Source organism: Streptomyces sp. NBC_01317 (genome assembly GCF_035961655.1).
Taxonomy (GTDB): Bacteria; Actinomycetota; Actinomycetes; order Streptomycetales; family Streptomycetaceae; genus Streptomyces.
This window is the reverse complement of sequence record NZ_CP108393.1, coordinates 2,277,501-2,301,651: the sequence shown is the minus strand read 5'-3', so window position 1 is coordinate 2,301,651 and position 24,151 is coordinate 2,277,501. Positions and strand designations below refer to the sequence as shown.

Sequence of the window (24,151 nt, the reverse complement as noted above, 5' to 3'; positions counted from 1 at the left end):
CCCATGACTGACGGAAATACGGAGGAACTGACCCCCGAGGAACAGCACCAGCAGGACCAGGCGCGGGTCCAGGGTCAACTCGGTGCCATCGACATCACCCAGAAGGTGTCGTCGATCATCGGCGGCCTCTTCGGATCCGGCGGCGGCCCAGGCCCCTTCGCCAGGACCAGCTTCGAGGGCCACGACCTCAACGCCATGATCGACCTGGTGGAGACCGCGAACCCGGCGGATCTGGAGACCGCGGGCAACGCCCTCTGGAAGGCCAGGGACGCGCTCGCCGACGCCGCGCAGGAACTCCAGGACTACGTCGAGAAGGTCGAGTGGAAGGGCCAATCGGGCGACGAGTTCCGCTCGTTCGGCCGAGGGCTCGCCGAACACGCCCGGGGACTGGGCGCGTTCGCCGATGTGGCCGCGACGCAGATCACCGCCGCGGGCACGGGCCTGGCGTCGGTGCACAAGTCCATGCCGCCCCGCGACACCCGGCTGCGCAAGCAGAGTGTCGAGGACATCGAGATGGTCAAGCAGGTGGACGGCAATCCGGACTACGAGGCCGCGAAGAAGGTGGAGAGGGACCGCCAGGAGGCCATCAACCAGATGAACCGCCTGGCGTCGTTCTACGCGGTCTCCGAGGAGACCCTGGCGGCCCAGGAACCACCGAAGTTCGACCGGGTCCTCAAGGCGAACGTGCCCCCGCCGAGCAAGGTGGGCCCTTCGGTCCGCGCCAAGAGTGCGAGGGACGTGGGCGACGGCCCGTCGGACGAGTCCGAGGTCTCGTCGGTGTCGACGCGTTCGGATTCCCTCGGCGACGCGGACCGGTCGCAGAGGGATCTGGACACCGTCCGCCCGATCACCCCCGCGCCCGAGCGGGAGACGTCGGTGGAGATCGACAACGTGGTGGCACCGCCGGTTGCCCCCGCGCTCCCGGACGCGTCGACACTTCCGTCCTCGACAGGAGGACCTGGCTCCGGGGGCGGGACCGTGCCTCCCCCGGCCGGCGGACCGGCGAACCTCGTCTCCCGGGGCGGATCCGGATCGAAGGGCCCGCAGGGCTACGCCAAGTCCGTGGGCCAGAGCGCCGGATCGCTCGGCAAGGGCGGCGCGGCCGGACGTACGCCGACGGCATCGGGCGGTTCCGGTACGGCCGGCCGGGCGGGAACGATCGGCGGCGGCTCCGGAGCGGCAGGACGCGCCGGTGCGTCAGGTGCTGGTACGGGCCAGACCCCCGCCGGTCGCGCGGGAGCAGGCCGTGGGAACGGCATCGTGGGCGGAAACCCGCAGCGTGCTGCCGGCGCCACCGGCTCCCGTATGCCACGGGGGAACGTCATCGGCGGTGAGGGAGCGGCCTCCGGCCGTGCCACCGGCGCAAGGACCGGTCGGGGTGGTGTGGTCGGGGCGAACCCCGCGAACACACCCCGGTCCGGCGCGCGGGGCACCGCCAGTACGAACGGGGTCGTCGGCACGCCGCGCGGCGCCGCCTCCCGGTCCCGCCCCGGTGCGGGCTTCACCCAGGGAGGCTCGGGCCTCGTCCGAGGTCCCGGCGGACGGCGGCCGGAGGAAGAAGAACAGGACGATGCCGTATCGCGTCCTGACTACCTGACGGAAGACGAAGAGACATGGACGGCCGGCCGGCGCCCCGCCGGGCCGCCGGTGATCGATTAGGCGCCGAACAGGCACCGAGGAAGGTTCGGAAGCCAGGATGACGGCAGGAATGAGCCCCGCCCGGAAGCGTGGCAGCAGGTCCCGTCCGGTGCGGCGGGAACTGCTCTGCGTGGTGGCCGCGCTGAGCGCGTGGACCCTGGGCATCGCCGGTACGGCCCCGGACGCCTCGGCGGCGGACCAGCGGTCGAAGCAGTGGTACCTGGACGCGATGCATGCCGAGGACATGTGGAAGGTCACCACGGGTGAGGGCATCAAGGTCGCGGTCATCGACTCCGGCGTCAACCCGTCCACTCCGTCGCTCAAGGGCCAGGTGTTGAAGGGGGTCGACGCCACGACCGAAGGCGGCGGTGGCTCGACGGCGGACACGAACGGCCAGGGGACCACCACGGCCGAGCTGATCGCGGGTACGGGGAAGGGTGGCGGACTGCGCGGCCTGGCGCCGGGCGCCAAGATCATTCCGATCAAGCTGCCTCTTCTCAAGTACGACGAGGTGCCCCAGATCAACGATCCGTTGAAGCAGGCCATCCGGGCCGCGGCGGACAGCGACGCCCAGATCATCCAGATCTCGGTGGGAAACCAGTACGCGATCGGTCTGGACACCTTCGCCCAGACCACCGCGTTCGAATACGCCCTGAGCAAGGGCAAGCTGCTGATCGCGGGCACGGGCGACAACGCGAAGAAGGGGAACAAGCCGCAGTACCCGGCCCGGTTCTCCGAGGTTGTCGGCGTGGCTTCCGCGGATCGGAAGGGCGGTGTGGCCGACTTCTCGCAACATGGCGACGACGTCGACATCGCCGCTCCCGGAACCGACATCCCGCGCTGGTGCGACGCGACGTTCCAGAGCTACTGCGAAGACGGGGGAGGGGCGACCGCTGCCGCAGCGCTTTTCTCGGCGTCGGCAGCGCTTGTGTGGTCCCAGCACCCCGACTGGACGGCGAACCAAGTACTCCGCGTTCTGTACGACACAGCCAGTCGGGACTGGGACAAGAAGACCGTCAGCACCTACCTCGGCCACGGCCTGATCCGCCCCCGCGAGATCATCCTCAACGGCAAGGGCAACCCGGGCCCTCCCGACGCCAAGCTTCTCGCCGACGAGATCTTCCCCGTCGCCTCTGCGTCCCCCTCCCCGTCCGCACCGGCATCGTCACAGCCCGAGAAGGGCAAGCCCGGCTCCGAAGCCGTCGTGGCAGGCTCGGCCGAGAACACGTCGGACGGCGGGCAGTTGGGCCTGATCCTCGGCGGTGTCGCCGTGGTGGTCCTCGCGGGAGGGACCTTCGCCGTGCTCCGCCGGCGCCGTACGGCCTGACGACCGTACGCACGCGAGCCACGTACGTACACACACTCCTCGACCGGTGGGACACCGACCCACCGCGACCCCAGCCCCAGGAAAGGAACCATCGCATGGCAGTCCAGAAGGTGAACGGTGTAGCGCTCAAGTCGCTCCAGGGCGAACTCACCAAGAGCTTCGACGACGTCAAGGGCCAGCTCCACAAGCTCCAGGCGACGATCGACAGCCTCGAAGGCCACTGGGCGGGCATCGGCGCCGGGGCGTTCAACGCCAAGCAGACGCAGATCAACAACAACATGGTCGGTATCGGCAATCTGCTGCTCAACTTCCAGGAAGCCATCGAGGCGGCCCGCACCATCGCCGGCAACACCGACGACGAGGTCGAGGCGGCGCTGCGCGGTGTGGACGTGGTCGACGGCTACTCGGGCGACCCCGGCGCGGAGAAGGCGACGTCCAACCTCAACCACTACTGACAGCTGACCCGACCGAGTGAACCGGTAAGCAGAGAGGCAGGACTTCCATGGCGCAGAACGACGGCACGATGATCGTCACGTACACCCGGCTCGACGAGGCCGCCCGGGACATCAAGACCCAGGCCGACCGGCTCGACCAGAGCCTCAAGGCCATCCAGGCGAAGATCCGTTCGGTGTCGGACCTCTGGGAGGGCGAGGCCCGCGAGGCGTACAACGGCGCCCAGGCCAAGTGGGACAAGGACGCCATGGCCATTCACACGGCGCTCCTCCAGATCTCCCGCGCCGTGCAGGAAGCGGCTCCGGCGTACAAGGCCGGAGACCAGAAGGCGGCCTCGAACTTCCACTGAGCGGAAGAGCGGGGCAGGACCGGGGCAAACGAACGAAGCGAGACGAGGGCGGGGTGGGCACGCGCGGGAGGCGCCCACCCCGCCTCGTCTTCGTGTACGGGTGCGGCGGTGCGGCGGGCTACTTCAGCCTCCGCCGCGCACACTCGGCAGAGCCTGCCACGCCCTCGGTGAACGCGGTGATCAGCTTCTTCATCTCCGCTTCGCTGCCGGATTTCTTCATGACGCGTACAGAGGCGACAAGTTGCTGTTCGGGCCGTTTGGGATCCTGGCAGTCGACCAGCCCGATACCACCCAGGCGGGTATACGTATAACGCTTGTCCGGTGTGGTCGTGCTGTTCACGTCGACACCGTTCAACGGATCGCCCGCCACCTCGCGCAGCGAGCCCTCCTCCCACTTGGTGTTCGCGGACAGGACCCGCGTGCCGTCGACACCCACGTCACACAGCATCCATCCCTGAATGCTGTTGTCGGGGTGCATGGAGATCTTTTTCCCCGCCGGCAGGAAGGGCGCGACCAGTCCGGGGTCGACAGAGACTCCGCAGAGGGCGTCAGGAGTTTCGTACTCCTTCTTCGGCGGCGACGAACAGGAGGCCGAGCAGACCGCGAGGAGCAATACTCCGGCCAGTGCGATGGTTCCGCCCCGGCCGCGGCCGCGGGGTTTCTCCGGGTGCTTCAAGGTGTCCCCTGAGGTGGAAGGAGCGATTTCTCGGAAGGAGACGGTCATCCCGGCTGAATCTCCGTTTCGAGGTCATCGGCCATCTGGGCCACGTTCACGGAAGCGTCTCCGAAACCGTCCAGGGTGCCGATCCTTGCCCATTCGAGCGCCTGTTCGCCGTACGGTGCGCCATGGGCCTTGACCGCGGTTTCCGCTGCCAGCTGGCTGATACCCACATTGCTCTTCGTGCTGGCTTCCCAGATCGCCCCGGCGCTTTTGCCGGCTTCCTGGAGTTGGTCCGGCTCGGACTGCTGGAAAATGTGTTCAAGAACCACGCTGCTCACCGTCCCGGCGACGCCACTCGCGACAGCGCCACCGACGGGCGTCGCGATGAAGCTGACCCCTACGCCGACACCTGTTCCGATAGCACCGGACCAGGTGTTCTTCTTCTGGGCCACGGCGTCCTCGAAATCTCCGTCCGCCTGGCTCGCCGGGCCCAGCACCGCTTCCTGCCGGCCGACGGCGATGGTTCCGCCCACCTCACCCGACCTGCGCGCGATCTCTTTGATGGTGTCCTCGGGTGAGTGGGGATAGCGCAGATCGGCAGGTAGATCGGGATTCATGTGGTAGTCGAGGAGGTTGGCCATGTACGCCTTCTGGCCGACCTCCACATTCGCGAATCCCTCCGGGTTCTGGCCCACGCTGACCAGGAAACGCGTCACGGAGGCGTGACTCAGATCGGCCCTTTCTCCGGCGATGGGGAAGAGGTTCTTGGCACTGCCACGGGTGTCCTCCGTCGTGGCCAGCGTGATGTCCGGCAAGTACTCCGCCGCGATCTGCCCGATGCTGTCCGACATGTAGCCGTGCTTCGTCAGACGCTCCGAGTCGTCGGCGATGGACGCCACCAGGCTCTCGACCAGCTTCGCCTGCCGCGCGTTGTGGGCCGGCGTGTCCGGGCCCGGTAGTTCGCCGGCCGGGTGGCCCGTGGTGGCGGCCTCCAGGGCCAGTGCCATCGCGTTGCGGCCCGTGTCGCTCCGCTCACCCTCGCTGTTCTGTTCCTGCGGCCAGTCCCGCTCCTCGAAGAGGTAGTCGAAATTACTGAGCCCGGCCTTCACCTCCTTGCCGTCCGCGCCCTCACGCTTGAAGTCGTGGTCCTCGTCCTTCGTCACGAAGGAGTCGCTGAAGAAGTCGGTCGCCGCGTCCGGGCTGTTCGACAGGGCCTTCATGAAGCCCGTCATCGGGTCCGAGCCGGAGTCGGTCCCTGTGCGGTTCAGGAACGGGTCCATCCCCATGCGCTGCCAGGCCAGCGGCGCGTGACCGCCGTTGTCGGTGATCTTCTTCTCGGTCTTGATCAGCTCACCGCCGTAGCTCTTGAGGAACCCGTCGTCGAAGTCGCCCCACCGCATCAGGTTGCTCATGACCTGGAACCCCATGGGACCGCCCGGCCTGCCCACCGGCTGGCTGCCGAGGCCCGTCATGTCCCGCTTCCAGTCCGTCATGCTCTGGCTGTCGCTCTGGCTGGCCGTCGCGAGCGTCAGGCTGAGGTTCTTCTGCAACTCGCCGTACTGCCCGACCCGTTCATGGCCCAGCCGGGCGCCGTCGTGCGGATCGTTGATGCCGGCCCAGAACTCCAGCGTGCCCTTGGCGCCCAACTGCGCGGCGAAGCGCTCCGCGAAGAGTTCGTCGTCCGCGTACTTCTTGAGTCCCGCGTTGAGTTCGTCGAACTCCTTGACGCTGAGATCCCCCGGCTTCTGCCGTGCCAGCCGTGCCAGCCGGTCCGCTTCCTTGAGCGCGCCGTCCGCGGAGTCCCGGTCCTTGTACGCGGCCCCCGAGAAGCCGTACCTGCTCTGGTCGGCGAGCGCTCTGAGCACCGTGGCGGCCGAGTTGTCGCTCTGCGTCGCCCGGTCGAGGATGCCCTGGATCTCGTCCCGGAAGAGGGTGACGTCACTCTCGCTGTGTTCGGGAACGGTTGTTCCCTTGGCGGCCCGGTCGGGGTGGATGTTCATGGTGACCGTGAAACCGCCGCCCGCGGTCGACGTCACGGTGAGGTTCTTCTTCAGCGCGCGGTCGAGGGCCGCCTCCAGGGCCCGCTGATGCTCTTTCAGCTCGTCCCGCGTGTCGCTCAGAATGTTCTTGATCGAGGTTGCCTGGGTGTGGGCGTCCTTGAACTCCTCGGCCGTCCTGCCGATGAACTTGCGGGAGACAGTGGCGTTGACACCGGTCCAGTTGGCTTTGTTCGCCTGCCCCCTGAGCCCGTTGTCCGCCTCCGTCTCCAGGTCCACGAGGTTGCGCACCATCGCCGCCCAGTCGGCGATCGCGCCGTCGAGCAGCTTGAAGCGAGCGAAGCGCAGGTCCTCCAGGTTCATCAGTCGTCCCCCTTGTTCGTCTTGCCCGGTTCGCCGTACGCCTCGTCAAAGCCCTGGTCAAGCGTGGCGATACCGCTCAACTGACCCTGAATGAAGTGCTCGTCACCGGTGTGCGCGTTCTTCGTGTAGTCCATGTGGTTCGAAATATGGGCACACGCGTCCATCAGCGACTTCAGCTGGTCCTCCCAGCGGACCGAGACATGCTGGAGCGCCGCACCCAGTGCGAACCCTTGCGTCGTCAGGTCACCGGCGGCCTTGTCGCTGCTCGGCACGGCGACCCGCGCTTCCTTCCACAACCGGTTGTACAGCTTGAACGCCCTGTCCCCGATCGCGGCGAGATCGGACTGGGTGACCTTGAGATCGCCCTGTGCGTCGCCGGCGGTTCCGCCGCCCCCGCCCATGTCGGCCGGAAGCTGATTCAGTCGCATCTGCGTCGACCGGCTCTCGGCCGCCGCGGTCTTCAGCTGTTCCCACTCGTCCCACGCCATGTGCGGGCTCCTTCCCCCGTGCGCCCGGTACTCCGGTGCGCGCCATTCACTCGGACCGACCGCGTTCTCAGCTCATCCTCGGTCCGGCGCGCGCGACCACCCTCCGCCTCACACGCCCCGGCCTGCCCGGACCGCCTCCACCGCCGGCCCGTCACGACACGGGCCCCTCCGCCACCAGCCCCGTCTGGACCAGGGGATTCCCCCGCCGCCGGGAGACGAACACCCCGCGGCCCGCCGGCATCGGGCGGGGTCGTACGCCCGCCAGCACATCGCCCTCGTTCGGGTCGCCGGACAGCAGGACACCCTGGGCGCCCAGCTCCTGCATCCGCTGCATGAACGGTTCGTACGCCGCCCGGCTCGCGCCCGCCGTGTTGCGGGCGATGATGAACCGGACCCCCACGTCCCGCGCGAAAGGCAGCAGTTCGGCGAGCTTGGCCAGTGGATTGCCGCTCGACGTGGAGACCAGGTCGTAGTCGTCCACGACCACGTACACCGTCGGACCCCGCCACCAGCTGCGCTCGCGCAACTCCTCCGCCGTGACATCCGGGGACGGTGTACGGCGCTGCATCAGATTCACCAGCGCGTCGACGTGGTGCTCCATGTTGTTGGACATCGGCACGTACTCCGCCAGGTGGCTCGGCGGAGTGACACCCAGCAGCCCGCGCCGGTTGTCGATGACGAAGAGCTTGCAGGCGTCGCCGTCGTACCGCTCGGCCAGCTGCTTGATCAGCAGCCGCAGCAGGTTGGACTTGCCGGACTCGCTCTCCCCGAACACCAGGAAGAACGGGTCGCGTTCGAAGTTGACGAAGACCGGCTCCAGGTTGTTCTCGTCGATGGCGAAGGCGATCCCGTGGTCAGGCCGCTCCGCGCCCCCGGGCAGCTCCGCCGCCGGCAGCTCGCGCGGCAGCAGCCGTACGGCAGGGGCCCCCGGCGCCGTCCAGTGCCGGGTGACCTCCTGGGCCATCGCGGCGGTCGCCTCCGACAGGTCGCTGTCCGAGTTGATGCCGTCGATCCTCGGCACCGCGGCCATGAAGTGCAGCTTCTCCGGTGTCAGACCGCGTCCCGGCACCCCCGCCGGCACGTTGACGGCCGACTTGCGGTCCAGCTCCGAGTCCATCGTGTCGCCGAGCCGCAGCTCCAGCCGGTTCATCAGGTGGTCCTTGAGGTTGGCGCGGACCTCCATCGAGCGGGACGCGGTCAGGACGACGTGGATGCCGTACCCGAGGCCGCGCGCCGCCATCTCCAGGACCGCCTGCTCCAGACCCTCGTAGTCGGAACGGAAGTTGCCCCAGCCGTCGATCACCAGGAACACATCGCCCCACGGCTGCTCCGCCGGCGAGATGTCACCCCGCGCCCGCATCCGCCGGAACGTCGCGATCGAGTCGATCCCGGCGGCCCGGAAGTACTCCTCGCGGCGCGTCAGGATGCCGTACACCTCGGCGACCGTACGCCGCACCCGCTCGGGATCGAGCCGTGAGGCCACCCCGCCGACATGCGGCAGGCGCGCCACCGACGACAGGCCGCCCCCGCCGAAGTCCAGCCCGTAGAACTGCACTTCCTGCGGCGTGTGCGTGAGCGCGAACGCCGAGATCAGGGTCCGCAGCAGGGTGGACTTGCCCGACTGCGGACCGCCCACGATCTGCATGTGTCCCGCCGCCCCCGAGAAGTCCCGGTAGAGCGTGTCACGCCGCTGCTCGAACGGCTTGTCGACCACCCCGAGCGGTACGACGAGCCGCCCCGCCCCCTCGTACCCGGGCTGAGTCAGCCCCCGCCCCGGCACGTCCGCGAGCCCGGGGAGCACCTCGTCCAGCGGCGGCGGGTTGTCCAGCGGCGGCAGCCACACCTGGTGCGCCTCCGCGCCCCGCCCCTCCAACCGCCGCACGATCACGTCCAGTACGGAGTCGGCGAGCGCGTCGTCCTCCGCCGCCCGCGCCTCCGGTACGACGGGCCCCGGGGCCGGTTCCACGTACCGCACCGGTACGGGCGCCGCCGTGAACGCCACCGGCCTGCGGTCCACCGGAAGCGGCCCGCCGGGCACCGCGTCCCGCTGCGCGCCCGTGCGGTACACCCCGGAGACGTACGCGGCCTTGAAGCGCACCATTTCGTCCGTACCGAACTTCAGATACCCCGAACCCGGCACGTTGGGCAGCTGGTAGGCGTCCGGCACCCCCAGCGCCGCCCGCGACTCGGCGGCGGAGAAGGTCCGCAGACCGACGCGGTACGAGAGGTACGTCTCCAGGCCGCGCAGCCGCCCCTCCTCCAACCGCTGGGAGGCCAGGAGGAGATGGACACCCAGCGACCGCCCGATGCGGCCGATCTGCACGAACATCTCGATGAAGTCCGGCATGGCGGTGAGGAGTTCGCTGAACTCGTCGATCACCAGGACGAGCGACGGGATCGGCCGGAGCGGGGCACCCGCCGCGCGCGCCTTCTCGTAGTCGTGGATGTTGGCGTAGTTCCCCGCGTCGCGCAGCATCTCCTGACGGCGGTTCAGCTCACCGCGGATGGAGTCGCCCATGCGGTCCACCAGCGTCAGGTCGTCCGCCAGGTTGGTGATCACCGCCGCCACGTGCGGCATCTGCGACATGCCCGCGAAGGTGGCGCCGCCCTTGAAGTCCGCCAGGACGAAGTTGAGGGTCTCCGAGGAGTGTGTGACGGCGAGACCCAGTACGAGGGTACGGAGCAGCTCGGACTTGCCGGAACCGGTCGCGCCGACACACAGTCCGTGCGGCCCCATGCCCTCCTGCGCGGCCTCCTTGAGGTCCAGCATCACCGGACTGCCGTCCTCGCCGACCCCGATCGGCACCCGCAGCCGCTCCGCCTGCGAGCGGGGCCGCCAGGTCCGGGTGACGTCGACGGACGCCGCGTCGCCCAGGTTCAGCAGATCGGTGAAGTCCAGGTTGGCCAGCAGCGGTTCGTCGTCGTCGCCGCCCGACGCCACCCGCAGCGGGGCGAGCTGCCTGGCCAGCGCCTCGGCCGCCGCCACACTGAGCAGGTCGGGCTCCCCGTCGTACACCAGGCCGTTCCCGACCTCCAGTTGGAGCGCGTCCGGGCGTACGACCACGGAGAGGCTGCCGCGCGCGCCGGTCACCTCGCCGGGCACGACCTCGATCACCGTCACCCCCTGGAGCCCCTCGGCCGCCGCGAGCGCCGAGGCCGGCGGTACGGTCCTGCCGTCCAGGACGACCACGACGTGCGGCCGGTCCAGCAGGGGCTGGCCGCCGGGCTGGAAACGGGGGCGGCCTTCGAGGTGCCCGGCCAGGAGCGTCTCCAGCTCCCAGGGGTCCGGGGTGATGAGGCGGCGGCTGCCCGCCCCGTCGGTGGTGCCGGCGGACTGGACGTGCGGCAGCCACTTCGCCCACTCCCACGCGGCGGCCTCCTCACGCCCGGTGGCGAACGCGATCACCAGGTCGTCGGGGGAGTGGAGGGAGGCGAGCGAGGCGACCATCGCGCGGGCCGTGGACCGCACAGACCCGGCCTCGCCGCCCACCGTCACGTGGTAGAAGGCGCGCAGCGAGACGGCCATCGGCAGCCCGTCCAACGTGCCGTGGGCGGTGAGGAACTGTCGCATGGCGCCGGCGGTCAGCGGCTCCAGCTCGTCGACCGGCGCGGTCTCGGGCGCGATCAGCGGCGTGGCCAGCTCCTGGCTGCCCAGACCGATCCGTACCTGCCCGAAGTCGTGGTCACCGACCCGCCGTTCCCACACCCGGCTCCCCTCGGCGACCAGCGCCCACAACTGCTCGGGGGACGGGTGGAGGTAGTACTGCGCGTCGCGCTGGAGACGCGCCGTCCGTAGCACCGCGCGCCGGGTCTGCGTCAGGTACTTGAGGTAGTCGCGCCGCAGGTCGGCGAGTTGTCCCTGGGTGCCGCGCCGGTAGCGCACCAGCATCGCGATCGCCATGGCCACCGTCGACGCGATCATCACCATGCCCATGATCCGCATGATCGGATTCGGGGTCATGAAGAAGAAGACGACGGAGCCGCCCATCCCCAGCATCGGGAGCAACTGCATCAGCGCGCCCTCCTGCTGCCCGCGCGGGAGTTCGGGCGGAGGCTGCACCTGCACCTGGTCGCCGGGCACCTCGGACGGCAGGACCCGCGGTGGGCGCTTGACGACGATCTGACTCACAGCTCACCCATTCCCTCGCCGGACGGAATGTTTCTGTCGGCGCCCCCGTGGCGACGGGTTCCATCCGCGGCAGGGATCCTACTTGCGCCCGGACCCAGGGGTTGGCGGTAGTGTGACCCGACGCGTTCACCCCCCTCGCCAACTCGTGAACTACCGCAAGAAGAGGGGCATTCGGGGCGCACCCGCGAGGCCCCCGGGACCGGTGTCCCCACACCGCACACCACATCTCCACGGCGGGCACGACCAGAACCACGAGGGGAAGCAGCAGGTGAGTATGACGGCCCCAGCGGCGGCCACGGGAACCGGCCGCCCCACCTCCCCGGCCCCGTCCGGCGGCGGAACCGGCTTCTGCCGGGTCACGGTCGTCGCCCCGGACAGCCGCGTCGACGTGGCACTGCCCGAGGACATCGCGGTCGCGGACCTCTACCCGGAGATCCTGCGGCTCTCGGGCCAGAGCCCCGCCGACGGCGCCCCCGTCGGATACCACCTGGTACGCCGCGACGGCACCGTACTGGACAGCGCCCTGTCCCTGGCCGCCCAGCGCATCCTCGACGGCGAGCTGCTGTCCCTGCGCCCCTTCGCCGAATCCCTGCCGCCGGCCGTCTTCGACGACGTGTCCGACGCCGTCGCCTCCGCCGTCGCCCGCGACCGCGCCCTGTGGACCGACCGGCTGATGCGCGCCGCCGGACTCCTCGGCGGCGCGGTCCTCCTCGTCCTCCTCGGCTTCGTCCTCTGGACGGCCGACCCCCGGCACGACATGCACGGCCTGCCCGGCGTCCTCGCCGGCGTCACCGCTGTCCTGCTGCTCGCGCTCTCCGCCGTACGGGCCCGGGTGTACGACGACCGCGCCTCCTCCGTCGCGCTCGGCATCGGCTCCCTCGCGAACATGGCGGTCGGCGGATCAGGACTGCTGCCCCTCGGCGCGGGAGAAGGAATCGGGCGGCTCCAGTTCCTGCTCGCCTGCGCCGCCGTCCTGGTCGCCTCCGTGATCCTGGTGATCGTCTCCCCGGGCGGCGACGGCCCCTTCGTCGCCTTCGTCCTCGCCGCCGCCACCGGTCTCCTGCTCACCTTCGTCGCGATCACCCGCCACCTGGAGCCCGCCGAGACCGCCGCGCTCTGCGCCCCCCTCGCCGTCGGCGCCCTCGCCTTCCTGCCCGGCCTCTCCACCCGCTTCGCCCGGCTCCCGATCGGCTTCGAACCGCCCCGTACCGGCGTCGGCGGGTACGGCACCGACCCCGAGCCCCAGGGCACCGTCGACGCCGGGCGGATCGCCGCCCAGGCCCGGCGCGGCCACGAACTGCTCGTCGGCCTGGTCGGAGGCTGCGCGCTGGTGGCCGTGGCCGCCGCAGCGGTGCTCGGCTTCTCCGACGACGTGTGGGGACAGCTCCTCGCCCTCGCCACCGGCGTCGCCATGCTCATGCGCGCCCACCTCTTCCGCTACACCGCACAGGTCGGCTGCGCCCTGGCCGCGGGCCTCGGGGCGCTGGTGCTCCTCGTGCTCGGCCTCTGCCTCAACCCGCCCGCCGGCCTGATGCGCGAGGCCCTCGCCGGTGACGGCCGGGCCCTGGACATCCGTACGGTCTGGCTCACCACCGCGGTCGCCGCCGTCGCCGCGCTGATCACGGCCATCGGGCTGATCGTGCCGCGCAAGGGCGTCACCCCGTTCTGGGGCCGCTTCCTGGAGATCGCGGAATCCTGCGTGCTGCTCACGCTCGTACCGCTCTGCCTCGCCGTCTTCGACGTCTACCACTCGATCCGGGCCATGACGTCCTGACGCGGACCGTCCGAGCTGACGCGGACCGCCCGAGCCGGTGCCGTACCCGGGTGAGAAGTGCGTGAACCGGCTGGTACTCTGGGCGACGGCCGTCTGTGTACGTGACCCCGGCGCCCCGACGGATCCTTCACGGATCCCAAGGCTCCCCGGTCGGCACACAGCGGATCCCCAGCCTCCCGAGTTACGGAAGCTCCCCAGAGTATTCGACCTGGGGCACTCGATGGCCACGAAGACCCACGAGGAGTACGCGTGCCGCTCGACGCCGCTACAAAGAAGACGATCATGACCGAGTTCGGCCAGAAGGAAGGCGACACCGGCTCCCCCGAGGTCCAGGTCGCCATGCTGTCGCGCCGGATCTCGGACCTGACCGAGCACCTCAAGGTGCACAAGCACGACCACCACTCCCGCCGTGGCCTGCTGATCCTGGTCGGCCAGCGCCGCCGCCTCCTTCAGTACCTGGCCAAGAAGGACATCCAGCGCTTCCGTGTGCTGGTGGAGCGCCTGGGCATCCGCCGCGGTGCCGCCGGCGGTGCCAAGTAATCCCGACGCCGTGACAGGGAGCGGTTCCCCCATCCCGGGGACCGCTCCCTTCGCCGTATGACGACCCGCACCACGTAATCTGGTGCGGGAGCACCACAGAAGAGCACAACCGAAGCACCACCGAAGAGCACAACAGAAGAAGAAGAGGAGAAGCGAACTCCGCCGCCGCCGGTCCTCGGTAGTGGCGCCCGGAAAGGCGCGCGGCCCACGCCGCGGCCCCGGGTGCTTCGATCGAAGACCGGCCCGCACCAAGGAGCGCTTCTCCGCCACGTCCCCTGCCACACGGGCACCGGACGAAGACGAGGAGAGAACACTAGTGGAGAACGAGACCCACTACGCCGAAGCCGTGATCGACAACGGAACCTTCGGCACCCGCACCATCCGCTTCGAGACGGGCCGACTGGCCCGTCAGGCCGCCGGCTCCGCCGTGGCCTACCTGGACGACGACACCATGGTGCTGTCGGCCACGACCGCCTCCAAGAAGCCCAAGGACCAGCTCGACTTCTTCCCCCTCACGGTGGACGTCGAGGAGCGGCAGTACGCGGCCGGCAAGATCCCCGGCTCGTTCTTCCGCCGCGAGGGCCGGCCGTCCGAGGACGCGATCCTCACCTGCCGCCTCATCGACCGCCCGCTGCGCCCGTCCTTCAAGAAGGGCCTGCGCAACGAGATCCAGGTCGTCGAGACGATCATGGCGCTCAACCCCGACCACCTGTACGACGTGGTCGCGATCAATGCCGCCTCCTGCTCCACGATCCTCGCGGGCCTGCCCTTCTCCGGCCCGATCGGCGGCACCCGCGTCGCCCTGATCAAGGGCCAGTGGGTCGCCTTCCCGACGCACACCGAGCTTGAGGACGCCGTCTTCGACATGGTCGTCGCGGGCCGCGTCCTGGAGGACGGCGACGTCGCGATCATGATGGTCGAGGCCGAGGCCACGCCCAAGACGATCCAGCTGGTCAAGGACGGCGCCGAGGCTCCCACCGAGGAGATCGTCGCCGCCGGCCTCGAAGCCTCGAAGCCCTTCATCCGCTCGCTCTGCAAGGCGCAGTCGGACCTCGCCGCCAAGGCCGCCAAGCCCACCGGCGAGTTCCCGATCTTCCTCGACTACGAGGACGACGTCCTGGAGGCGCTCACGTCCGCCGTCCGCGGCGAGCTGGCCAAGGCGCTCACCATCGCCGGCAAGCAGGAGCGCGAGTCCGAGCTGGACCGCGTCAAGGGCCTCGCCGGCGAGAAGCTGCTCCCGCAGTTCGAGGGCCGCGAGAAGGAGATCTCCGCCGCGTACCGCTCGCTCACCAAGACCCTGGTCCGTGAGCGCGTCATCAAGGACAAGGTCCGCATCGACGGCCGTGGCGTCACGGACATCCGTACGCTCGCCGCCGAGGTCGAGGCCATTCCGCGCGTGCACGGTTCCGCGCTGTTCGAGCGGGGCGAGACCCAGATCCTGGGCGTCACCACCCTCAACATGCTCCGCATGGAGCAGCAGCTGGACACCCTCTCCCCGGTGACCCGCAAGCGCTACATGCACAACTACAACTTCCCGCCGTACTCCACCGGTGAGACGGGCCGCGTCGGTTCGCCGAAGCGCCGCGAGATCGGTCACGGCGCCCTGGCCGAGCGCGCGCTCGTGCCGGTGCTGCCGACGCGCGAGGAGTTCCCGTACGCGATCCGCCAGGTCTCCGAGGCGCTGAGCTCCAACGGCTCGACGTCCATGGGCTCGGTCTGCGCCTCCACGATGTCCCTGCTGAACGCCGGTGTGCCCCTCAAGGCCCCCGTCGCCGGCATCGCCATGGGCCTGATCTCGCAGGAGATCGACGGCGAGACCCACTACGTCACCCTCACCGACATCCTCGGTGCGGAGGACGCCTTCGGCGACATGGACTTCAAGGTCGCCGGTACGAAGACGTTCGTCACCGCGCTCCAGCTCGACACCAAGCTCGACGGCATCCCCGCCTCGGTCCTGGCCGCCGCGCTGAAGCAGGCCCGCGACGCCCGCCTCCACATCCTCGATGTGATGAACGAGGCCATCGACGTCCCGGACGAGATGTCCCCCAACGCCCCCCGGATCATCACCGTCAAGATCCCGGTGGACAAGATCGGTGAGGTCATCGGCCCCAAGGGCAAGATGATCAACCAGATCCAGGAGGACACCGGCGCCGACATCACGATCGAGGACGACGGCACCATCTACATCGGTGCCGCCGACGGCCCCGCCGCCGAGGCCGCCCGCGCCACGATCAACCAGATCGCCAACCCGACGATGCCGGAGGTCGGCGAGCGCTACCTGGGTACGGTCGTCAAGACCACCACCTTCGGTGCCTTCGTCTCCCTGCTCCCCGGCAAGGACGGACTGCTGCACATCTCGCAGATCCGCAAGCTCGCCGGCGGCAAGCGCGTCGAGAACGTCGAGGACGTCCTCGGGGTGGGCCAGAAGGTCCAGGTCGAGATCGCCGAGATCGACCAGCGCGGCAAGCTCTCCCTCATCCCCGTGATGGAGGACGAGGAGTCCGCCGACGGTACGGCCACCGAAGACGCGAAGGACGAAGCGACCTCGTGACAACCGGCTCCAGGGCAACGGCCCGCACCTCCTCGGAGGCGCGGGCCGTTGCCCGTACCCAAACGCTCCTCAAGGGCGAGAACGGCATCGGGACGGTCCGCCGTACGACCCTGCCCGGCGGCCTGCGCGTGGTCACCGAATCCCTGCCGTCGGTGCGCTCCGCCACCTTCGGCATCTGGGTCCAGGTCGGTTCCCGGGACGAGACGCCCACGCTCAACGGGGCCACCCACTACCTGGAACACCTCCTGTTCAAGGGCACGAACCGGCGCAGCGCCCTCGACATCTCCTCCGCCATCGACGCGGTCGGCGGTGAGATGAACGCCTTCACGGCGAAGGAGTACACCTGCTACTACGCGCGTGTCCTCGACACCGACCTGCCGCTCGCCATCGACGTCGTGTGCGACATGCTCACCGGCTCCCTCATCGAGGCCGCCGACGTCGAGGCGGAACGCGGGGTCATCCTCGAAGAGATCGCCATGACCGAGGACGACCCGGGTGACGTGGTGCACGACCTGTTCGCGCAGACCATGCTCGGCGACACCCCCCTCGGGCGCCCGGTCCTCGGCACCGTCGAGACCGTCAAGGCCCTGGACCGCGACCGCATCGCCCGCTTCTACAAGAAGCACTACGACCCCACCCACCTGGTCGTCGCGGCCGCGGGCAACGTCGACCACGCCACGGTCGTACGCCAGGTCCGCAAGGCGTTCGACCGGGCAGGCGCCCTGTCCCGTACGGACGCGGTCCCCCTCGCCCCCCGCGAAGGCACCCGCGCCCTGCGCACCGCCGGCAAAGTCGACGTCCTGAACCGCAAGACGGAACAGGCCCACGTCGTCCTCGGTATGCCGGGACTCGCCCGCACCGACGAGCGGCGCTGGGCCCTCGGGGTCCTCAACACCGCGCTCGGCGGCGGCATGAGCTCCCGGCTCTTCCAGGAGGTACGGGAGAAGCGCGGCCTCGCCTACAGCGTCTACTCGTACACCTCGGGCTTCGCCGACTGCGGACTCTTCGGCGTGTACGCGGGCTGCCGACCGAACCAGGTCCACGACGTCCTCAAGATCTGCCGGGACGAACTGGACAAGGCCGCCACCGAAGGCATCAGCGACGACGAGATCGGGCGCGCGGTGGGCCAGCTCTCCGGCTCCACCGTCCTCGGCCTGGAGGACACGGGTGCGCTGATGAACCGTATCGGCAAGAGCGAACTGTGCTGGGGCAGCCAGATGTCCGTGGACGACATGCTGGCGAAAATCGCCGCCGTCACCCCGGACGAGGTACGCGCGGTCGCCCGCGATGTACTGGGACACCGCCCCTCGCTGTCCGTCATCGGACCGCTCAAGGACAAGCAGGCGGCCCGTCTTGACGAAGCGGTCTCCTGACCGCGGTAAGGAAAGCAGAACGATGAACAAGCTGCGCGTGGCCGTCCTCGGAGCCAAGGGCCGTATCGGCTCCGAGGCCGCACGGGCCGTCGAGGCCGCCCAGGACCTGGAACTGGTCGCCGCCCTCGACCAGCACGACACGCTGGAGGCCCTCACGGCGAGCGGGACCCAGGTCGCGGTCGACCTGACCCACCCCGACGCGGTCATGGGCAACCTGGAGTTCTGCGTGGGCCACGGCATCCACGCCGTCGTCGGCACCACGGGATGGAACGACGAGCGTCTCGGGCGGCTGACCTCCTGGCTGGAGGCCTCGCCCGAGACCGGGGTGCTCGTCGCGCCGAACTTCTCCATCGGGGCCGTCCTCACGATGAAGTTCTCGCAGTCGGCGGCCCGTTACTTCGAGTCCGTCGAGGTCATCGAGCTGCACCACCCGAACAAGGCCGACGCCCCGTCCGGTACGGCGGGCCGCACCGCCCAGCTCATCGCGGCGGCCCGCGAGGAGGCGCAGCTGCCTCCGCAGCCCGACGCGACGGTCACCGGACTGAAAGGCGCGCGGGGAGCGGACGTCGACGGCGTGCGCGTGCACTCCGTACGCCTCCGGGGGCTTCTCGCCCACCAGGAAGTGATCTTCGGCGGCGAGGGCGAGACGCTCACCGTCCGCCACGACTCCCTGCACCACAGCAGCTTCATGCCGGGCATCCTGCTCGGCGTGCGGCGTGTGGTGTCCACCCCGGGCCTCACCTACGGCCTGGAACACTTCCTCGACCTGAGCTGACGAGACCGCACCCATGCGCGCGAAGATCACCTACTGCGTCACGGCCGCCGTCCTGGTCGTCTACTTCGTCCTGGTCGGCAGCCGTGGTGTGCTGCTCATCGAACAAGGCACCGCGCTCACCGTCGCCTTCGGGATCGCGGTGCTGATCCTGCCGGCCATCGGCCTGTGGTTCCTCTGGAAGAACACCCAGTTCGTCAGCCGCGCCAACCGCCTCGCCGAGGAGCTGGACGCCGAAGGCGGCCTGCCGGTGGACGAGTTGACCCGTACGGAGAGCGGTCGCATCGACCGCGACTCCGCCGACGCCGTCTTCGCCAGGCGCCGCGCGGAGACGGAGGACGCGCCGGGCGACTGGCGCTGCTGGTTCCGGCTCGCGGTCGCCTACCACGACGCCCGCGACACGCCCCGGGCTCGCAAGGCGATGCAGCGCGCGATCGCGCTCCACGACAACAAGCCCGTACGCGCCTGAGCGGCGCGGAACAGTCCGTACACGCCCGAGCGGGGCCCGGCCGGGTGGCCGGGCCCCGCTCGGGGTCGGTGATGTGACGCGGCGAGCCGTCAGGGACGGCGGTACTCGTCCCCCCACGCCTCGACCGTGTCCGCGGCCCGGTCGAACGCCTCCGTACGCGACAGGAAGTCCGCGTTGTGGTCCGTCAGCAGCGGCAGCGGCGTTCCCTGCCGCAGGACGAGGGAGAGCGCCTGGCCCTGCACGGTGCGCGGCAGGCCGAGCCACCGTACGGGCTGCTGGACGGTACGGACCTCGGTGACCTGGTCCCAGGCCACGGTCCGCGTCCTGAGCAGCAGGACACGGCGGACGCCGTGCCGGCTCACCCAGGCGCCCACCCGCAGCAGCCGCAGGGCGACCGCGATGCCCACGCCGGCGAGGGCGAGGCAGAGATAGGCGCCCGAGGCGCTGCCCGCGGCCGCGGTGACCGTCCCCGCGAGCAGGACGAACGAGGCCAGCAGCAGGAGCAGCGCCGCCGCCGCCACCCGCCAGGGGCCGGGGCGGTACGGACGCCGCCATTGATCATGATCGTCGAACGGCAACGCGACATCGTCCGTGGTCGCGTCAAAAGCCCGGTCGGCCGTCAGGAAGGGCAGGGGCACGACTGATCCTCACTCACAAGCACGCTCGATTGCTGTGCCCGGTGAGGCTACCGACCAGGTCCCCGCCCGGACCACCCCAGGGGGGCCGGGCGCGCCATCGGGGCCCGAACGGCTGCGGACCGTCGCCGTGAGGTGCGTATGAGTAGCCGTCCGATCCCTTGCCGGCGCGGGCAGTCCGGCGAACGGCGGTCCGAACGGCGGCGGTCCGGCGCGCTGTCGCGGGGGCGCTGTCAGTGCCGCGCCGTAGAGTGGGCGCCGCCCGAGCGACGTAACTGGAAGGACCCCGCCGGTGAGCGACACCCCCGCAGAGACCAAGCCGAGCTTCCGCAGCGATGTGACCGTCGAGTTGGTGAAGCACACCGCCGGCGACTCCGACGTGCTGTGGGCCGCGCGCGTCTCCACCGCAGGTGAGCAGTCCCTGGAGGAGCTCTCGAAGGACCCCGAGCGCTCGAAGGGACTCATCAATTACCTGATGCGGGACCGCCACGGCAGCCCCTTCGAGCACAACTCCATGACGTTCTTCGTCAGCGCCCCGATCTTCGTCTTCCGCGAGTTCATGCGTCACCGGGTCGGGTGGTCGTACAACGAGGAATCGGGCAGGTACCGGGAGCTCCAGCCGGTCTTCTACGTCCCCGGCGCGGACCGCAAGCTGGTACAGGAGGGCCGCCCCGGGAAGTACGTGTTCGTGGACGGCACCCGGGAGCAGCAGCACCTGACCGGCCGCGTGATGGAGGACTCGTACCTCCGGGCGTACGAGGCGTACCAGGAAATGCTCGCGGCCGGCGTCGCGCGCGAGGTGGCGCGGGCGGTGCTACCGGTCGGCCTGTTCTCGTCGATGTACGCGACGTGCAACGCGCGCTCGCTGATGCACTTCCTCGGCCTGCGCACCCAGCACGAACAGGCGAGGACGCCGTCCTTCCCGCAGCGGGAGATCGAGATGGTGGGGGAGCGGATGGAGGCGCACTGGGCGGCGCTCATGCCCCTCACCCACGCGGCTTTCAACGCCAATGGCCGAGTCGCCCCCTAGAACGATCCTGCGGCTCGGAGCCCGTTCCGTGGCCCGTCCGGGGCACAGATGTACGGTCGGCGGGGTGAAGTGTCCGTATTGCGGGGTTTCGAGAAGTTCATCTAGGCTGATCAAACGGACCCGGCACTGCCTGAACCCCCGAGCAGGCAGTGCCGGGCTCCTCTTGTCCCGTCCCCCAAGGGGACACGGCGAGCTGAGCAGCGAGTAGCGTGTTACCCATGGCTCCGATCTCCACTCCGCAGACCCCCTTCGGGCGGGTCCTCACCGCGATGGTCACGCCCTTCACGGCGGACGGCGCGCTCGACCTCGACGGTGCCCAGCGGCTCGCCGCGCACCTGGTCGACGCAGGCAACGACGGCCTGGTCCTCAACGGGACCACCGGCGAGTCGCCGACCACCAGCGACGCGGAGAAAGACCAGCTCGTACGGGCCGTCCTGGACGCCGTCGGCGACCGCGCCCACATCATCGCGGGCATCGGCACGAACGACACCCGCCACAGCGTGGAACTGTCCCGCGCCGCCGAGCGCGCCGGCGCGCACGGCCTCCTCGCCGTGACCCCGTACTACAGCAAGCCGCCGCAGGAAGGGCTCCACCGGCACTTCACCGCGATCGCCGACTCCACCGGCCTGCCGGTCATGCTCTACGACATCCCGGGCCGCAGCGGCGTTCCCATCGACACCGAGACGATTGTCCGTCTCGCCCAGCACCCGCGTATCGTCGCCAACAAGGATGCCAAGGGCGACCTCGGCCGCGCCAGCTGGGCCATCGCCCGGTCCGGCCTCGCCTGGTACTCCGGCGACGACATGCTGAACCTGCCCCTCCTGGCCGTCGGCGCGATCGGCTTCGTCTCCGTCGTCGGCCATGTCGCCACCCCCGAGCTGCGCCAGCTGCTCGACGCCCACCTCACGGGCGACGTCCAGAAGGCCACCGAGATCCACCAGAAGCTGCTCCCGGTCTTCACGGGCATGTTCCGTACCCAGGGCGTCATCACCACCAAGGCCGCGCTCGCCCTGCTGGGCCTGCCGGCCGGACCGCTGCGCCTGCCGCTCGTCGAGCTGTCGGCCCCCGAAACGGACCAGCTCAAGATCGATCTGGCGGCCGGCGGGGTACAGCTCTGACACCGGACTCCACACGGACTCCACCACCGACTTCACAACTGAATACTTCACAACTGAACAAGCGGGACAGCACGACAGCACGGAGCACGACAGCACCACACCGAGAAATCGGTCCACACAGACAACAGCAAGTGCACAAATGTCATGCGCGCCACGTGCCTCAGCGGCACGTGGCGTGCGTGGTGAGGAGAGTCTTTTGAGTCATCCGCATCCCGAACTCGGCGCACCGCCGAAGCTTCCCAAGAACGGCCTTCGCGTCACCCCGCTCGGCGGGCTCGGCGAGATCGGCCGCAACATGACGGTCTTCGAGTACAACGGCCGACTGCTCATCGTCGACTGCGGCGTCCTCTTCCCGGAGGAGGAGCAGCCCGGCATCGATCTGATCCTGCCGGACTTCACCACCATCCGGGACCGCCTCGACGACATCGACGGGATCGTGCTCACGCACGGTCACGAGGACCACATCGGGGGTGTCCCCTTCCTGCTCAGACTGAAGGCCGACATCCCCCTGATCGGCTCCAAGCTGACCCTCGCTCTCATCGAGGCGAAGCTCCAGGAGCACCGCATCCGCCCGTATACCCTTGAGGTCACCGAGGGCCATCGCGAGCGCATCGGCCCCTTCGACTGCGAGTTCGTCGCGGTGAACCACTCCATCCCGGACGCGCTGGCCGTGGCCATCCGCACCCCCGCGGGCATGGTGGTCCACACCGGCGACTTCAAGATGGACCAGCTGCCGCTGGACCGCAGGCTCACCGACCTGCCGACCTTCGCCAAGCTGGGCGAGGAAGGCATCGACCTGCTGCTGGCGGACTCCACGAACGCCGAGGTCCCGGGATTCGTCCCGCCCGAGCGGGACATCTCCAACGTCCTGCGCCAGGTGTTCAGCAGTGCCCAGAAGCGGATCATCGTGGCGAGCTTCGCGAGCCACGTCCACCGCATCCAGCAGATCCTCGACGCGGCCCACGAGCACGGCCGCAGGGTCGCCTTCGTCGGCCGCTCGATGGTCAGGAACATGGGCATCGCCCGTGACCTGGGCTATCTGCGGGTGCCGGCCGGCCTGGTCGTCGACGTGAAGACGCTGGACGACCTCCCGGGCGAGCAGATCGTGCTCGTCTGCACGGGCTCGCAGGGCGAGCCGATGGCCGCGCTGTCCCGCATGGCCAACCGCGACCACCAGATCCGCATCGTCGGCGGCGACACGGTGATCCTCGCGTCGTCCCTGATCCCGGGCAACGAGAACGCGGTCTACCGCGTGATCAACGGCCTGACCAGGTGGGGCGCGAACGTCATCCACAAGGGCAACGCCAAGGTCCACGTCTCCGGACACGCCTCGGCGGGCGAGCTGCTGTACTTCTACAACATCTGCAAGCCGAAGAACCTGATGCCGGTCCACGGCGAATGGCGCCACCTGCGCGCCAACGCCGAACTGGGCGCGATGACGGGGGTCCCCAAGGACCACATCGTCATCGCCGAGGACGGCGTGGTCGTGGACCTCGTGGACGGCAAGGCCAGGATCGTCGGCAAGGTCCAGGCGGGTTACGTGTACGTCGACGGCCTCTCGGTCGGCGACGTCACGGAGACCTCCCTCAAGGACCGCCGCATCCTCGGCGAGGAGGGGATCATCTCGGTGTACGTGGTGGTCGACTCCACCAGCGGCAAGGTCGTCGGCGGACCCCACTTCCACGCCCGAGGCTCCGGCATCGAGGACGCGGCGTTCGGCGCCGTCCTGGCGAAGGTCGAGGAGGCCATCGCCAAGTCCGCCGCCGACGGCGTCGCGGAACCGCACCAGCTCCAGCAGCTCGTGCGCCGCGTGGTCGGCAAGTGGGTCTCCGACACCTACCGCCGGCGCCCGATGATCCTGCCCGTGGTCGTCGAGGTCTGACGGTCCGTCCGACGGTCCGTCCGAGGCTCAACCCCGGAGCGGGGGGCCCGATTTGCATCGGCGCCCCCCGCTCCAGTACGTTTGCGTCTCCACCGAACGGGAACCCGGGTTAATCATGAGCCCGGAACGCTCCCCGACAGGTGGGGGAATCGGCCTCAGACACTCTGATAAAGTCGGTTCAGCCGAAAGGCAGAGAAACAAAGGCCCATCCAAAGGCCACCGGAATTCAAGCGGCAAGAACAGCCAAATGAATCTGGTAAGGTTGGAAACACGAAATACCGAAGGGAAGCGCCCGGAGGGCCCTGGAGACGGGACCGAAGGAAGCGTCCGTTCCTTGAGAACTCAACAGCGTGCCAAAAGTCAACGCCAGATATGTTGATACCCCGGCCTGCTCAACCCTTGTGGTTGGTGGGTTGGTGGTTCCTTTGAATGAAACACAGCGAGGACGCTGTGGATCACGGGTCTTATTCCGACCGGTGGTCCCGGCTCTTACGTGGTGTCTACCGGATTACCGGTGAACATTTACGGAGAGTTTGATCCTGGCTCAGGACGAACGCTGGCGGCGTGCTTAACACATGCAAGTCGAACGATGAAGCCTTTCG

Annotated in this window: 18 protein-coding genes and 1 rRNA gene (1 of these 19 running past the window's edge); 14 read left to right on the top strand and 5 right to left on the bottom strand. The window is 69.3% G+C overall.

Going from position 1 to position 24,151, the window contains the following annotated elements; genetic code table 11:
• Positions 1 to 3: 3 nt before the first annotated feature.
• The 4 genes from OG349_RS09515 (at position 4) to OG349_RS09500 (ending at position 3,767) form a co-directional block, all read left to right on the top strand.
• Entirely contained in the window at positions 4 to 1,659 is a 1,656-nt protein-coding gene (locus tag OG349_RS09515; protein ID WP_327234204.1) for a hypothetical protein, read from the top strand.
• 49 nt (positions 1,660 to 1,708) lie between these two features.
• The gene (locus OG349_RS09510) at positions 1,709 to 2,965 is read left to right on the top strand and encodes a S8 family serine peptidase (RefSeq protein WP_327234203.1); all 1,257 of its coding nucleotides are present in this window, start codon (positions 1,709 to 1,711) and stop codon (positions 2,963 to 2,965) included.
• 95 nt (positions 2,966 to 3,060) lie between these two features.
• On the top strand, positions 3,061 to 3,420 hold the full coding sequence (locus tag OG349_RS09505) for a WXG100 family type VII secretion target (RefSeq protein WP_327234202.1): 360 nt from the start codon (positions 3,061 to 3,063) through the stop codon (positions 3,418 to 3,420).
• Positions 3,421 to 3,467: 47 nt separating this feature from the next.
• Positions 3,468 to 3,767, top strand: a complete 300-nt coding sequence (locus tag OG349_RS09500) for a WXG100 family type VII secretion target (protein ID WP_161312968.1) — start codon at positions 3,468 to 3,470, stop codon at positions 3,765 to 3,767.
• 118 nt (positions 3,768 to 3,885) lie between these two features.
• On the opposite strand, the gene OG349_RS09495 is transcribed toward OG349_RS09500, so the two are convergent.
• The 4 genes from OG349_RS09495 to eccCa all read right to left on the bottom strand — a co-directional run bounded on the left by OG349_RS09495 (position 3,886) and on the right by eccCa (position 11,405).
• Positions 3,886 to 4,491 (bottom strand): hypothetical protein, encoded by a 606-nt coding sequence (locus OG349_RS09495; RefSeq protein WP_327234201.1) that lies wholly within the window; start codon positions 4,489 to 4,491, stop codon positions 3,886 to 3,888.
• Positions 4,488 to 6,788 carry a DUF6571 family protein gene (locus tag OG349_RS09490; RefSeq protein WP_327234200.1) on the bottom strand — a complete coding sequence of 767 codons (2,301 nt, stop codon included), beginning with the start codon at positions 6,786 to 6,788 and terminating at the stop codon, positions 4,488 to 4,490. Before OG349_RS09490 ends, OG349_RS09495 begins: the two co-directional genes overlap by 4 nt.
• Positions 6,788 to 7,276: a hypothetical protein gene (locus OG349_RS09485; RefSeq protein WP_327234199.1), complete on the bottom strand. Its 489-nt coding sequence runs from the start codon at positions 7,274 to 7,276 to the stop codon at positions 6,788 to 6,790. The genes OG349_RS09490 and OG349_RS09485 overlap by 1 nt, the downstream gene beginning before the upstream one ends.
• 151 nt (positions 7,277 to 7,427) lie before the next feature.
• The gene (gene eccCa / locus OG349_RS09480; RefSeq protein WP_327234198.1) at positions 7,428 to 11,405 is read right to left on the bottom strand and encodes a type VII secretion protein EccCa; all 3,978 of its coding nucleotides are present in this window, start codon (positions 11,403 to 11,405) and stop codon (positions 7,428 to 7,430) included.
• Between the two features lie 274 nt (positions 11,406 to 11,679).
• Here eccCa and eccD point away from each other — a divergent pair, with 274 nt between their 5' ends.
• The 6 genes from eccD (at position 11,680) to OG349_RS09450 (ending at position 18,884) form a co-directional block, all read left to right on the top strand.
• Positions 11,680 to 13,179: a type VII secretion integral membrane protein EccD gene (gene eccD / locus OG349_RS09475; RefSeq protein ID WP_327234197.1), complete on the top strand. Its 1,500-nt coding sequence runs from the start codon at positions 11,680 to 11,682 to the stop codon at positions 13,177 to 13,179.
• Positions 13,180 to 13,428: 249 nt separating this feature from the next.
• Positions 13,429 to 13,719 (top strand): 30S ribosomal protein S15, encoded by a 291-nt coding sequence (rpsO, locus tag OG349_RS09470; protein ID WP_161312975.1) that lies wholly within the window; start codon positions 13,429 to 13,431, stop codon positions 13,717 to 13,719.
• A gap of 316 nt (positions 13,720 to 14,035) precedes the next feature.
• Positions 14,036 to 16,270 carry a polyribonucleotide nucleotidyltransferase gene (locus OG349_RS09465; protein ID WP_327234196.1) on the top strand — a complete coding sequence of 745 codons (2,235 nt, stop codon included), beginning with the start codon at positions 14,036 to 14,038 and terminating at the stop codon, positions 16,268 to 16,270.
• Positions 16,267 to 17,643 (top strand): M16 family metallopeptidase, encoded by a 1,377-nt coding sequence (locus OG349_RS09460; protein WP_327234195.1) that lies wholly within the window; start codon positions 16,267 to 16,269, stop codon positions 17,641 to 17,643. The genes OG349_RS09465 and OG349_RS09460 overlap by 4 nt, the downstream gene beginning before the upstream one ends.
• Positions 17,644 to 17,665: 22 nt before the next feature.
• Complete coding sequence (gene dapB / locus OG349_RS09455; protein WP_327234194.1) at positions 17,666 to 18,418, top strand: 4-hydroxy-tetrahydrodipicolinate reductase; 753 nt, start codon at positions 17,666 to 17,668, stop codon at positions 18,416 to 18,418.
• 13 nt (positions 18,419 to 18,431) lie between these two features.
• A complete protein-coding gene (locus OG349_RS09450; protein ID WP_327234193.1) occupies positions 18,432 to 18,884 on the top strand; it encodes a hypothetical protein in 453 nt (150 codons plus the stop codon).
• A gap of 89 nt (positions 18,885 to 18,973) precedes the next feature.
• Here the strand turns inward: OG349_RS09450 and OG349_RS09445 are convergent, their stop codons facing one another.
• Positions 18,974 to 19,522, bottom strand: coding sequence for a PH domain-containing protein (locus OG349_RS09445; protein ID WP_327234192.1), 549 nt, complete (start codon positions 19,520 to 19,522; stop codon positions 18,974 to 18,976).
• A 289-nt stretch (positions 19,523 to 19,811) separates the two neighbouring features.
• Between OG349_RS09445 and thyX the strand changes: the two genes are divergently transcribed.
• From thyX to OG349_RS09425, 4 genes are all read left to right on the top strand, one after another.
• Positions 19,812 to 20,549: an FAD-dependent thymidylate synthase gene (thyX, locus tag OG349_RS09440; RefSeq protein ID WP_327234191.1), complete on the top strand. Its 738-nt coding sequence runs from the start codon at positions 19,812 to 19,814 to the stop codon at positions 20,547 to 20,549.
• Positions 20,550 to 20,767: 218 nt separating this feature from the next.
• A complete protein-coding gene (gene dapA / locus OG349_RS09435) occupies positions 20,768 to 21,667 on the top strand; it encodes a 4-hydroxy-tetrahydrodipicolinate synthase (protein ID WP_161312982.1) in 900 nt (299 codons plus the stop codon).
• Between the two features lie 196 nt (positions 21,668 to 21,863).
• Positions 21,864 to 23,549 (top strand): ribonuclease J, encoded by a 1,686-nt coding sequence (locus OG349_RS09430; protein ID WP_327234190.1) that lies wholly within the window; start codon positions 21,864 to 21,866, stop codon positions 23,547 to 23,549.
• Between the two features lie 521 nt (positions 23,550 to 24,070).
• Positions 24,071 to 24,151 (top strand): 16S ribosomal RNA (locus OG349_RS09425); it runs 1,445 nt beyond the window's last position.